Source organism: Cupriavidus sp. H19C3 (genome assembly GCF_049393815.1).
Classification (GTDB): Bacteria; Pseudomonadota; Gammaproteobacteria; order Burkholderiales; family Burkholderiaceae; genus Cupriavidus.
The window spans coordinates 769,447-782,842 of sequence record NZ_CP184986.1 but is presented as its reverse complement, the minus strand read 5'-3'; the positions used below and the strand labels follow the sequence as shown (position 1 = coordinate 782,842).

At 69.1% G+C, this 13,396-nt stretch carries 5 protein-coding genes; 4 read left to right on the top strand and 1 reads right to left on the bottom strand.

The window, feature by feature from the left end:
• Positions 1-57: 57 nt before the first annotated feature.
• Positions 58-1,584 carry an efflux transporter outer membrane subunit gene (locus DFLDMN_RS22985; RefSeq protein WP_423200180.1) on the top strand — a complete coding sequence of 509 codons (1,527 nt, stop codon included), beginning with the start codon at positions 58-60 and terminating at the stop codon, positions 1,582-1,584.
• Between the two features lie 62 nt (positions 1,585-1,646).
• Here the strand turns inward: DFLDMN_RS22985 and uvrA are convergent, their stop codons facing one another.
• Entirely contained in the window at positions 1,647-7,523 is a 5,877-nt protein-coding gene (gene uvrA, locus DFLDMN_RS22980) for an excinuclease ABC subunit UvrA (protein WP_423200545.1), read from the bottom strand.
• A 373-nt stretch (positions 7,524-7,896) separates the two neighbouring features.
• On the opposite strand from uvrA, the gene DFLDMN_RS22975 reads away from it, so the two are divergent.
• The 3 genes from DFLDMN_RS22975 to DFLDMN_RS22965 all read left to right on the top strand — a co-directional run bounded on the left by DFLDMN_RS22975 (position 7,897) and on the right by DFLDMN_RS22965 (position 13,302).
• On the top strand, positions 7,897-10,380 hold the full coding sequence (locus DFLDMN_RS22975; RefSeq protein WP_423200179.1) for a hypothetical protein: 2,484 nt from the start codon (positions 7,897-7,899) through the stop codon (positions 10,378-10,380).
• Between the two features lie 99 nt (positions 10,381-10,479).
• Positions 10,480-11,496 carry a Bug family tripartite tricarboxylate transporter substrate binding protein gene (locus DFLDMN_RS22970; RefSeq protein ID WP_423200178.1) on the top strand — a complete coding sequence of 339 codons (1,017 nt, stop codon included), beginning with the start codon at positions 10,480-10,482 and terminating at the stop codon, positions 11,494-11,496.
• A 204-nt stretch (positions 11,497-11,700) separates the two neighbouring features.
• The gene (locus DFLDMN_RS22965) at positions 11,701-13,302 is read left to right on the top strand and encodes a gamma-glutamyltransferase family protein (RefSeq protein WP_423200177.1); all 1,602 of its coding nucleotides are present in this window, start codon (positions 11,701-11,703) and stop codon (positions 13,300-13,302) included.
• The last annotated feature ends 94 nt before the right edge of the window (positions 13,303-13,396 follow it).

Below are 13,396 nucleotides of genomic sequence, written 5' to 3'. Positions count from 1 at the left end.
CAACTTGCAAGTTAGTATAGAGTCGTTACTAGCGATATGCAAGTTACTAGACAGCCCATGACCGTCCGCCCTGCCCACCCCAGCGCCTACTCTCGTTCCCGCTCCCGCCATCCTTCCGGCTTCGGTGCCGCGCGTGCCGTGCCACGGGGCGGACTTCGGCTGCCGCTGCGGCTGGCCAGCACACTCGGCGCACTCGCGCTCGCCGCCTGTGCGGCGGTCGGCCCCGACTACCGCCAGCCCGAGCTGCCCACCCCGGCCGCCTATCCGCACGCCGGGGCCCTGGCTGGCCGCGCCACCAGCGCCCCCGCGCCGGCACTCGACACCTGGTGGCGGGGCTTCGACGATCCGGCGCTGACCGCCATCGTGCAGCGCGCGCTCGACCAGAACCTCGACCTCGAAGCCTCGCTTGCGCGCGTGGCGCAGGCCCGCGCGATCGCCCAGGAGGCGGGCGCGGCACTGCTGCCCGAAGGCAGCTTTGGCGCCAGCGTGGTCAAGCAGCGCCAGTCGCTGGTCAATCCGATCGGCAAGATCAGCAATGCGCTGCAGGGCGACCGGCGCAGCATCGCGCTTTACGACGTGGGGGCGGCGGCAACATGGGAGATCGATCTGGCCGGCGGTCTGCGGCGCGGCGCCGAGGCAGCCAGTGCCGAAGCGCAGGCGGCCGAGGCCGAACACCTCGGGGTGCGCGTGACGGTGGCGGCAGAGGCCGCCGACGCCTACTTCCGTGTGCGTGGCGCGCAACGGCGTATTGCCATTGCCGAGGACCAGATCGAGACCAATGGCCGGCTGCTGGATCTGGTGCGCCTGCGCCAGCAGGACGGGCTCGCTTCCACGCGTGAAGTGGCGCAGGCGGAGGCGCTGGTGGCGCAGGCGCGCACCACGGTGCCGCCGCTGCGCATCGAATTGCAGACCCAGTTGAACCGGCTCGATGTCCTGATGGGGGCGCCACCGGGCACTTATGCGCAGGACCTCGCCGCGCCGGCAAAGCTCACCGTCGTGCCGGCCATCGCCGCGACCGCGGGGCCGGCCGACCTGCTGCGCCGCCGCCCCGACGTGCTGGCCGCGGAACGGCGTCTGGCCGCCGCGAATGCACGCATTGGCGTGGCCACCGCCGAGTACTACCCCAAGGTTTCGCTATCCGCGTTGCTGGGCTTCGAAAGCCTGCAGGCCAATACGCTGTTCACGGCCAGGGCATTCCAGCCGACCGCGGCCGCCGGCCTGCGCTGGCGCCTGTTCGACTTTGGCCGCGTCGATGCCGAGGTCAGGCAGGCCCAGGGCGCCAATGCCGAAGCGCTGGTCGACTACCGGCGCGCCATGCTGCGCGCGACCGAGGATGTGGAAAACGCCATCGTCACGCTGACCGAACTGGAGAGCCAGTCCGCCGCGTTAGGCACCGAGGTGGCCGCGCATGTACGGGCGCGCGACGCCTCGGAAGAGGCCTACAAGGGCGGCGCGGTGAGCCTGTACGAAGTGCTCGACGAAGACCGGCAACTTCTGACCGCACGCGATGCGCAGGCGCGCGTGCTCGCCGACAACGCGCGCGCGGCGGTGGCCACCTTTCGCGCGCTCGGCGGGGGATGGTGAAACGCCGCGGTCCGCTTGCCGTCGGCCCGCCCCGGCGCGGGCACGCTTAGGGCACGCGGCCGCTAGACCACCGCGCGCGCGTCGCCCGGCGCCACGCGCGCCAGCACCGGTACCAGCGCCGCACCGGTATGGCTGGCGGCATTGCGCGCCAGCGCTTCCGGATCCGCCGCGCCGACGATGGTGCCGCCACCGGCGCCCCCCTCCGGTCCCAGGTCGATAATCCAGTCGGCCTCGGCGATCACGTCGAGATCGTGTTCGATCACCACCACGCTATGGCCGCCATCGGTCAGGCGATGCAGCACGCGAATCAGCCGCGCCACGTCCGCCATATGCAGTCCCACGGTCGGTTCGTCAAGCACGTAGAGCGTATGCGGCGCCTTCTGTCCGCGCCGCGTGATGTCGTCGCGCACCTTCGACAGTTCCGTGACCAGCTTGATGCGCTGCGCCTCGCCGCCCGAGAGCGTCGGCGACGGCTGGCCCAGCGTCAGGTAGCCCAGGCCCACGTCCTTCATCAGTTGCAGCGGATGCGCGATCTGCGTCATCGAGGCGAAGAACTCGACTGCCTCGTCGATCTCCATGGTCAGCACGTCGCCGATATTCTTGCCGCGCCATGTCACCGCCAGCGTCTCCGGATTGAAGCGCTGGCCATGGCACACATCGCACGGCACCTTCACATCGGGCAGAAAGCTCATGCCGATGGTGCGCACGCCCTGCCCTTCGCAGGCCGGGCAGCGCCCCGCGCCGGTGTTGAACGAGAAGCGCGAGGCGCCATAACCGCGCGCCTTGGCTTCGAGCGTCTCGGCAAACAGCTTGCGGATCGCGTCCCACACGCCGATATAGGTAGCGGGACACGAGCGCGGGGTCTTGCCGATCGGGGTCTGGTCGACCTCCAGCACGCGGTCGATGCTCTCCCAGCCCGTGATCGACCTGCAGCCATACCAGTCATGCTCGACGTCGAGCGCGCGCGTGGCGGTCGGCTTGCCGGCCTTTTCCGCCGTGGCACGGGCGCGGCGCGTGGCCGGCGACGACAGCACCGAACGCCCCACCGCGTCGAGCAGGTTGGTCATCAGCACATCGCGCGCCAGCGTGGACTTGCCCGAGCCCGAGACGCCGGTGATCGCCACCAGACGCGACAGCGGCAGCCGTGCCGTCACGTCCTTGAGGTTGTGCAGGTGCGCACCCTGCACGGTCAGCCAGGCGGCTGGCTCGGCGCTCTTGCCGGCGCGCGCCGGCGCCACCGCACGGCGCGCCTGCAACGGATGCACCATCGGCCGCGCGAGGAACTGACCCGTGGTCGAGTCCGCCGCCGCGGCGAGCGCCTTGACGCCGCCCTGCGCCACCAGCTTGCCGCCGCGTTTGCCGGCGCCGGGACCGATATCGATGATGTGGTCGGCGCGCCGGATGGTGTCCTCGTCGTGCTCCACCACCACCAGCGTGTTGCCCTTGTCGCCAAGCTTGCGCAGCGCATCGAGCAGGATCTGGTTGTCGCGGGGATGCAGGCCGATGGTCGGCTCGTCGAGCACGTAGCACACGCCCTGCAGGTTGCTGCCGAGTTGCGCGGCCAGGCGGATACGTTGCGCTTCGCCGCCCGAGAGGCTCGGCGCCGCGCGATCGAGGCTCAGGTAGCCGAGCCCGACTTCTTCCAGGAACTGCAGCCGGCTGCCGATCTCGCTGACCACGTCGCGCGCGATCCCGGCATCGCGACCCACCAGCCGCAGGCCGTCGATCCAGCGCCGCGTATCGGACACGGTCCACTGCGCGACATCGGTAATCGCCTGCGTATCGAACGTGACCGCGCGCGCCACCGGGTTGAGTCGCGTGCCGCCGCACGCGCCGCACGGCACATCGCCCACGCCTTCCGGTTCCTGCTCTTCCGACGGCAGACTCTGCTCGCGGCCGCGCTCGTCGTTGCCGCCCAGCACGGTGTCGTCGAACGCGGCCAGCTGCTCGCGTGTGAGCGCGAGACCGGTCCCCACGCAACTCGTGCACCAGCCATGCTTGCTGTTGTACGAGAACATGCGCGGATCGAGCTCCGGATAGCTGGTGCCGCATACCGGACACGCGCGCTTGACCGAGAACACCTTGGTCGCGCCGACGTGACGCGTGCCGTTGCCGCCGTGCATGGCGTCATGCAGCCCGTCGAGCGGCGCCAGCAGATGCATCACGCCCTTGCCCAGTTCCAGCGCCTGGCTCAGCAGCGCGCGCAGGCCCGCCTCGTCCTCCGGCGACACCACGATATCGCCCACCGGCAATTCGATCGTATGTTCGCGGAAGCGATCGAGGCGCGGCCACGGATCCACCGGCAGGAATTCGCCATCCACGCGCAGGTGCGTGTTGCCGCGCGCCTTGGCCCATTTGGCGAGATCCGTATAGACGCCCTTGCGGTTGACCACCAGCGGCGCCAGCAAACCCACATGCTGGCCGCGATAGTCGCGCAGCAGCTGGGCGGCGATCGACGCCGGGCTCTGGGAAGTCACCGGCGCGCCGTCGTGCACGCAATGCTGGATGCCGAGCTTGACGTAGAGCAGGCGCAGGAAGTGCCAGACCTCGGAGGTGGTCGCGACGGTACTCTTGCGGCCGCCGCGCGACAGCCGCTGCTCGATCGCCACGGTCGGCGGAATGCCATAGACCGCATCGACCTCGGGCCGGCCCGCCGGCTGCACGATCGAACGCGCATAGGCGTTGAGCGACTCCAGGTAGCGGCGCTGCCCTTCATGGAACAGGATGTCGAACGCGAGCGTCGATTTGCCGGAACCCGACACGCCGGTAATCACGTTGAACTTGCCGTGCGGAATATCGACGTTGAGCGCCTTGAGGTTGTGCTCGTGCGCATTGACGATGCGCACCACGCCTTCGCCCTCCACCGCGCGGCGCGCGCGCGCCGCCTGTAGCGACGCCTGCAGCGGCATGCCATGCGCGCCGATCTCGGCCTGCTCTGCCGCCAGCGTACCGGACTCGCCCAGCGCGCCGTCGTACTGGATCAGCGCCTGCCCCGTATGCGAGGCCGCGCAGCGCCTGACGTCCTCGGGCGTACCCACGCACACCACCTCGCCGCCGGCATCGCCGCCTTCGGGGCCGAGGTCGATCAGCCAGTCGGCCGCGCGGATCACGTCGAGGTTATGTTCGATCACGATCAGCGAATGGCCGCCGTCGAGCAGCTTGCCGAAGGCGCGCATCAGCTTGGCGATATCGTCGAAGTGCAGGCCCGTGGTCGGCTCGTCGAACATGAACAGCCGCTTCGGCACGACCGGTGCCTTGGTCACGCGCCCGCCGCGACCGGCCGGTGCCGCCTGCGCGGTTTCCGCGAGGAAGCCGGCCAGCTTGAGGCGCTGCGCCTCGCCGCCCGACAGCGTCGGCACCGGCTGGCCCAGCTTCACGTATTCCAGCCCGACGTCGGCAATCGGCTGCAGCACGCGCAGCACCGCCGGATCGCCGGCAAACAGCGCGGTGGCCTCGCTGACGGTCAGCTCAAGCACGTCCGCCACGTTAAGCGCGCGCGCCGGCTGGCCCGGCATGGCACGCTCGATCTTCACTTCCAGCACCTCGGCGCGATAGCGCGTGCCGTCGCAATCGGGGCACCGCAGGTAAACGTCGCTAAGGAACTGCATCTCGACGTGCTCGAAACCCGAGCCGCCGCAGGTCGGGCAACGTCCGTCGCCCGAGTTGAAACTGAAGGTACCGGCGGTATAGCCGCGCTGGAGCGCCATCGGCGCCTTCGCAAACAGCTTGCGGATTTCGTCGAACGCGCCCACGTAGCTGGCCGGGTTCGAGCGCGCGGTCTTGCCGATCGGCGACTGGTCGACGAACACCACGTCGTCGACCAGTTCGGCGCCGCTCAGGCCACGGTGCGCGCCGGGGGACTCGGTGGCCTTGCCGAAATGGCGCGCCATGGCGGGGTACAGCACATCCTGCAGCAGCGTCGACTTGCCCGAGCCCGAGACGCCGGTCACGCACACCAGGCGCTGCAGCGGAATCTCGACCGTGACATCACGCAGGTTGTGTTCGGTGGCGCCTTCCAGCACGATGCGCGGCGTCTGCGCGTCCACGGCGCGGGGCTGCCAGTGCGAGGCGTCGGCCACGCGCCGGCGACCCCCGAGATAGTCGCCGGTCAGCGTGCGTTCCTGGCGGATGCGACCAGGCGTGCCGTCGAAGATGATCGAGCCGCCGCGCTCGCCGGGGCCGGGCCCCATGTCGATCAGGCGATCCGCGGCCAGCATCACGGACGGGTCGTGCTCCACCACCACCAGCGTATTGCCGGCGTCGCGCAGGCGGTGCATGGCCTCGACGATCCGGTTCAGGTCGCGCGGATGCAGGCCGATGCTCGGCTCGTCGAGCACGAATAGCGTATTGACCAGCGAGGTGCCGAGCGCGGTGGTCAGGTTGATCCGCTGGACTTCGCCACCCGACAGCGTGCGGCTCTGGCGATCGAGCGTCAGGTAGCCGAGGCCCACGTCGCACAGATACTTCAGGCGCGTGCGCACCTCGGCCAGCAGCAGCTTGAGCGCGTCGTCGAGCAACGCGCTCGGCAGCGTCAGATCGTCGAAGAAGCGCCGGATCCGTGCGATCGGCATCAGCATCAGGTCGTGCACGGTCAGGCCCGGCAGCGCCTCCAGCTGGCTGCGGTCCCAGTCGACGCCGCGCGGCAGAAAGCGCTCCCGCGGCGGCAGCACGGCGTCGGCGTTGGCCCTGGAGCCCAGACGCCACAGCAGCGAATCGGTCTTCAGGCGCGCGCCGCCGCAGGTATCGCACGGCGTGTAGCTGCGGTATTTCGACAAGAGCACGCGGATGTGCATCTTGTAGGCCTTCGACTCGAGGTAGTTGAAGAACCGCATCACGCCGTACCACTGCTTGTTCCACTGGCCGTTCCAGTCGGGCGAGCCATGGACGACCCAGTGCTGCTCGGCCTCCGACAACTGGTGCCACGGCAGGTCACGCGGAATGCCGGCGCGCGCGGCGTAGCGCATCAGGTCGTCCTGGCATTCCTTCCATGCGGGTGTCTGCATCGGTTTGATAGCGCCGTCGCGCAGCGATTTGCGTACGTCCGGAATCACCAGCCCGAGATCGACCCCGATCACGCGGCCAAAACCGCGGCAGGTCTCGCACGCACCGTAGGCCGAGTTGAACGAGAACAACGCCGGCTGCGGGTCGGCATAGCGGATATCGCTTTCCGGGCAGTGCAGGCCGGTGGAGAAGCGCCACACCGGCCCGTCGCCCTCGTCCGTCACCACCTGCACGCTGACCCGGCCGCTGCCGCGCTTGAGCGAGGCTTCAATGGCTTCCAGCGCACGGGCGCGCTCGACATTGCCGATGCGGAAGCGGTCGGCCACCACGTCGAGCACCTTGCGCGCGCCGGTCGGCGACTGCACCACACGCTGGCCATGCACACGCGTATAGCCGCTGACCGACAGCCATTGCTGGACTTCCTCGTCGCTGGCGGACTCGGGCAGCTCCACCGGGAACGTCACCACCAGGCGCGCATCGTGGAACGGCTGGCCCGCGGCGGTGCGCGCGACCAGTTCGGCATAGATGGTCTCGGGCGAGTCGTGCTGCACCGGCAGCGCGGTCTGCCGGTCGAACAGCTCGGCCGCGCGCGCGTAGAGCAGCTTGAGATGGTCGTTGAGCTCGGTCATGGTGCCGACTGTCGAGCGCGAACTCCGCACCGGGTTGGTCTGGTCGATCGCGATCGCGGGCGGCACGCCGTCCACCTTGTCCACCTGCGGCCGATCCATGCGGTCGAGGAACTGGCGCGCATAGGCACTGAAGGTCTCGACATAGCGCCGCTGCCCTTCGGCGTAGAGCGTGTCGAACACCAGACTCGACTTGCCCGAGCCCGATGGCCCGGTGACCACGGTCATCTGGCCGGTGTGGAGGTCGAGGTCGACGTTCTTAAGATTATGCTGACGTGCGCCGCGAATGCGGATCGTGCCGGAGTCTGACAATTTATCCACCAATTCAATTGGTTAAGATCTATTTTTAAAGCAAAATCTACGTGGCCCGGGGGCGGGCGCTGCGCAGACCGCTACTATACTGTATGTTCATACAGTATGCTGCCAGCGACGGTTGACCCTACTGACAGGGGCTGTCAGCAGGGTTCGCCGGGCATCCCGGGGCGTCCCCAGGCGTCCCCAGGCGTCCTTCCACAGGCTGCCGCGATCGCGCCCCTGTTTCGCATAGGCGCATAGATGGCGCTATTCCGATGTCGAGCGTGAGACCGGTACGCTAGGCTGCAAGCGACATTCCACTGCGCTCATCAACGTCGCACACCGAAGTCGCCACCCCCGGCGCCTGGGCGCGGCCAACCATCCGCCTGCCATGCGTTTCCCGATCGCCTGCCGACAGCATTGCGCCGCGGCGCCGCGCGCCCTTCCCTTGCTTGCCACCCACGCCTTGCTATGCGCGCTGCTGGTGCTCGTCTGCAACCCCGCTACAGCCGCGCGGGCATGCCTGACGCTGGACCGGCTCGATCCGCTCTCGCCTGACGGGCGGGTGCCGATGTCGGTCTGCATGGAGGCGGGCGTCAGCCGGAGCCTGTCCCTGGACGGATCGCCGGCGCGCAGGCTGCCCGTGGCTAGCATGCAGATCGATCCAGGCCTCGTGCTGATAGGTACCAGCAACGTCGAATTCACGGGCCGCCAATGGCGCGTGAGCGGCACCCAGGGCCGTGCCGACCTGCAGGCCATGGGCATTCACCCGACCATGCTGGCCTCCGTGGCAACGCTACCCGCGGCCTGCTTTCACGAACATGCGGGGTTTCAGGGGCGGCAACTGTGCGTGGAACCGGGGCACCGGGTCGACCAGCTGGACGGCCTGCGGCGCCAGATCTCGTCGCTGCGGGTCCCACCCGACGTGAGCGTGCGCACGTTCACCGGTCCCCACGGCACCGGCACCGCCGCGCGCTTCGTGGCCGATGCCGATATCGGCGAGCTGAGCCAGCTCGGCATGCAGGACGCCATCGAGTCGGTACAGGTGGCACACACGCGCATACCCTGCCGCCGCGATTGCTTCCTGCCGGCGGGCGAAGCCTATGATCTGCCCGCGATCTTCGGCACCGGCTGGCGCGCCGACGCGCGCATGCGCGTGCTGCTGACCTTCGACATCGACGGCGCGCGCTACTTCAGTATCAACGTCGGCCCTGTGCGGATCCGCTTTACCCCCGGGCAGGTGGCATGGTCCGCGGATGGACGCCGCGCCGCCACGCGCCGCGCCGGCACGCATCTCTATGACGCGCGCACCCGTTACGTTGCCCTCGCACTCGAGATTCGTCCGCGCCGGGCGCTGGCATGGCAGCTCGCGGAATTCGACGGTGCGCGCCAGTATGTCGGCGTGGTCGCCGCGCCCCGCATCTTTCCCGCCGGCGGCGGTAGCGCCGACATTCTTTCCATCCGCAACGAACGTCCCGGCGCACCGGGCGGCGCGGCGCCGAAGCTGGTGGAGGCCATCTTTGCAGGCGCGCGCGGCGGGCATCGCACGCCGCGCGGCGCAAACTGCGACCGGCTGCCCACCGTGCTGACCGTGCTTAGCCACGCGTTGGGCTTATGCCAGCCGCCGCCCTACGACGCGCGCGCCCTCCAGGCCAGCACCCGCGGCGTCGGCATGTCGCCAACCCGCACGCTCGGCAACGGGCACAATCCGATGGCCGTGCACGCGGCGGCGCGCCTCTGCAGGCGTGCGCCGGAATCGATGCTGAATCCACGCATGCGGCGCGGCGGCGCTTCCGCCAGCGACTGCATCTACCGTACGGCCACCATCATCTCGCTCTATCAGGCGCTGTTCGGCGGCCTCTGGGACATCGGCCACTTTACGACCATCATCGGCAATATCCTGCGTGACGGCACCACCGGCTATGCGGTCGCCGACGCGGCACGCGAACGCGAACTCATCGCGGCGGTCCTGCGCCGGGACGAAGACGCGCGGCAGCAGCGGGATCGCGCGCTGCACGCATTTCACGCCGCCAACGCGCTCTATGGTGTCTCGCTCGCGGGCGCCATCGACCTGGAGATTCCCGCGCTGGAGGCCGCCATGGCACCGCCCCGGCCCGCCGCCAGCTGCAGTGCGGCAGGCTCCGCCGGCGACGCGTGGTGGGACCGAACGGCACCGCCGTCGTCGCCCCCCGCGCAGCGTGCGCAACCTTGGCAGCGGCCACAGCTGGCGCCACCGTCGCCTACGGCCCTGGCCGCCGCGATGCACGGCGCGCTCGGCATCTATGAACTGGACCTGACCACCTACACGCCGCGCACCGTCACGCCGCGGGTCATGCACGGCGGACGCGCGGAGGCGGTCCAGGAGCCGTTTACCGTGGAAATCGTCGCGGCCGACGACGGCCCGGCGCTGCGCAGGCTGGGCGCCCTCATGGGCGAATGGGAGCTGCAGTACAGCGATGTCAGGGACAGCGACGAGGAGGAGAGCCCATCGTGCGGAGCGGTCGACGCGTACTTTCTGGCGGCCACCGGCCAGTCGCTGGCGATGACCATCCAGGAGACCGCGCGCACCGGCCCGCAACCGGGGACCGTCCTGCTCGTCGTCAGCCTCAAGGGGCGTCCGATGGCAGTGCTGGAAGGCGTGATACCGCTCGACGGCAGCGATGCCGCCTCGGTCGATGCGGTGCTGAGCGCCCCCGCCAACGTCCTGCGCCCATCCGCGAACGGCGCCGTGCGCGGCGCGGGCAGCTTTGCCCTGCACCGCTTTCTGGAGATGGCGCACGCACGCGGTGTGCGCACGGTCCGGACCGATGCCATTACGCACCCTTCCGCGCTGGTCAAGGCGCGCGCGGGCTTCCGCTTTGTCGAGGAACTGTGAGCGGGCCGGCGCTTCCGCGCGCGATCGCGTCGCGCGCCGCTGGCACGTCCCTTGCAATGTCTCTGATGCAAGACAACTATTTCCGGAGTCCGTGTCATCATGTCCAAGCAGTCGTCGTTCCTCCGCACCGTCTCGGCGCGCAGCCGCACCATTTTGAACCTGGTGCTCGCCGCCGCCGGTATTTCGGGTGCGCTCGCCGCGCCCGCCGCCCTTGCGGAGTATCCGGAGCGCCCGATCCAGCTGGTGCTGTCGTTTCCGCCTGCCGGCGCCACCGACGTGCTGGCGCGTGCCGTGGGCCAGCGCCTGTCGCAGGTACTGCACCAGCCGGTGGTGGTCGAGAACCGTCCCGGTGCGGGCGGCGCCATCGGCATGAGCTATGCGGCCAAGGCCGCGCCGGACGGCTACACGCTGTATCTGGCGGCCGTCAGCAATGCGGCGATTGCCGCCGCCACCTATACCAACCAGCCGGCCAACCTCGGCCGCGACTTCGTGCCCATCGCCGGCATCGGCAACGTGCCGCATATCCTCGTGGTACCGGCCACGGTGCCGGTGAAGACCGTGCCGGAACTGGTCAAGTACCTCAAGGCCGCGCCGGGCCAGTACAACTTTGCCTCGCAGGGTTCGGGCACGCTCTCGCATCTGGAGTCGGAACTGTTCCGCCTGCGTACCGGCGTCGACGTGTTGCATGTCCCTTACAAGGGCAGCTCGTTTGCGCTGCCGGACCTGATGGCGGGCCGCTCGGCCATGATGTTCGACAGCATTCCGTCGGCACTGCCGCACGTGAAGTCGGGCAAGCTGCGACTGCTCGCGGTGGCTTCGGACCAGCGCGTGAAATCGCTGCCGGACGCGCCGACCATGACCGAGGCCGGCATCCGCGATTTCCGCGCCAACAACCTGTTCGGCCTGGTCGCGCCCAAGGGCACGCCGCCGGCGATCGTCGAGAAGCTGGCCGCCGCCACCAAGACCGTGCTGGCCATGCCGGATCTGGTCGATACGATGGATGCGCAGGGTGTGCAGATCGTCTATACGCCGTCCGACAAGTTCGGCCGCATGATCAACGAGGAACTGCGCGACTGGAGCAAGGTGGCACAGGCCGCCCATGTGAAGGTGGACTGATGGGCGTATGATCGGGCGCTTGCCGGTGATCGTTGCCGGGCGCCCGTCTTTTGCGCCGGTCGTACAGGCCGTCCTGGAGCCCGGCCCGCCGATGGCCTGCCGATGGCCCTCCGTTCGCCCTCCGTTCGCCTTCAGCTCGCCTTCCGTTCGTCTCTCGCTTGTCTCTCGCTTGTCTCTCGCTTGTCTCTCGCTCGCCTCTCGCTCATGACCGCTTTCTGGGACTTCCCCTATCCTTCGCGCCGCGTGCCGGTGCTGGCCGACAACGTCGTTTCCACTTCGCAGCCGCTCGCCGCGGCGGCCGGCCTGCGCATGCTCGCGCGCGGCGGCAATGCCGTCGACGCGGCGCTGGCCACCGCCATCGCGCTGAGCGTGGTGGAGCCGTGCATGAACGGGATCGGCGGCGATGCCTTTGCGCTGATCTGGGATGGCACCAGGCTGCACGGACTCAATGCCTCGGGCCGCGCGCCGCGGGCGTGGACACCCGCATCGTTCTCGCACTACGACGCCATGCCGTTTAACGGCTGGGACACCGTGACGGTGCCCGGCGCGGTGTCCGGCTGGCGCACCACGTGGGAACGCTTCGGCTCGCTGCCGTTCGAGGACCTGTTCGAGCCGGCGCTCGAATATGCGCGCAATGGCTATATCGTGTCGCATACCGTGCATCGCCAGTGGCAGGCACAGGTGCCGGTACTGCAGCATCAGCCCGGCTTTGCCGAGTCTTTCGCGCCGCGCGGGCGCGCGCCGCTGCCCGGCGAACGCTTTATCTGCCCGGGCCAGGCCGAGACGCTGGAGCGTATCGCGCGCACCGGTGGCGATGACTTCTATCATGGCGAACTGGCCAGGAAGATTGCCGACCATGCGCGCGCCACCGGCGGCCGCATCGACGAAGCCGACCTTGCCGCGCACCGCGCGGACTGGGTCGAGCCGATCCAGGTCCGCTATCGCGACCTCACGCTGCACGAGATCGGACCCAACGGCCAGGGCATTGGTGCGCTGATGGCACTTGGCATGCTGGAGCACTGGGATGTGCAGGCGTCCGGACTGGACAGCACGCGCACCATGCATCTGCAGATCGAAGCCATGAAGCTCGCGTTTGCCGACCTGCACGCGTATGTCGGCGATGTCGACGCCATGCGCGTGCCGGGCCGCGTCACGCCCGAGATGCTGCTCGATCCGGCCTACCTGGCCGAGCGCGCGCGGGCCATCGATCCCGCCAGGGCTTCCTGCCCAGGCCCCGGCAAACCCCATTCGGGCGGCACCGTGTACCTGACCACCGCGGACCGCAACGGCATGATGGTGTCGTATATCCAGTCCAACTTCAAAGGCTTCGGCTCGGGCGTGGTGGTGCCCGGCACCGGCATCGCGCTGCACAACCGTGGCTGGGGTTTCAACCTCAAGGCGGGCCATCCGAACCAGGTGGCACCGGGCAAGCGGCCGTTCCATACCATCATCCCGGGCTTTCTGATGCGCAATGGCGCACCGCTGGCCTCGTTCGGCGTGATGGGCGGCTCGATGCAGGCCCAGGGGCATGTCCAGATGACCAGCCGCATCGCCGATTTCGGCCAGAACCCGCAAGCCGCCAACGACGCGCCGCGCTGGCGCGTGCTGGACGACAACGTCGGCGTCGCGGTGGAAGCGCACTGCCCGCCCGCCACGCTCGAAGGCCTGCGTGCGCTGGGCCATGCGGTGGAACAATCGCCGCGTGACAGCCTCGAGTTCGGCGGCGCGCAAATGGCGATGAAAATGGAGCACGGCTACGCCGCGGCTTCCGACTATCGCAAGGATGGCTACCCGGTCGGCTTCTGAGCGCGGGCCAGCGTCGCACATGGCGAGGTGACTGCGAGGTGACTGCGAGGTGGTGGCGCGGCGGGAGCCGCGCGGTGGGGCCCGCGAGGTAGGG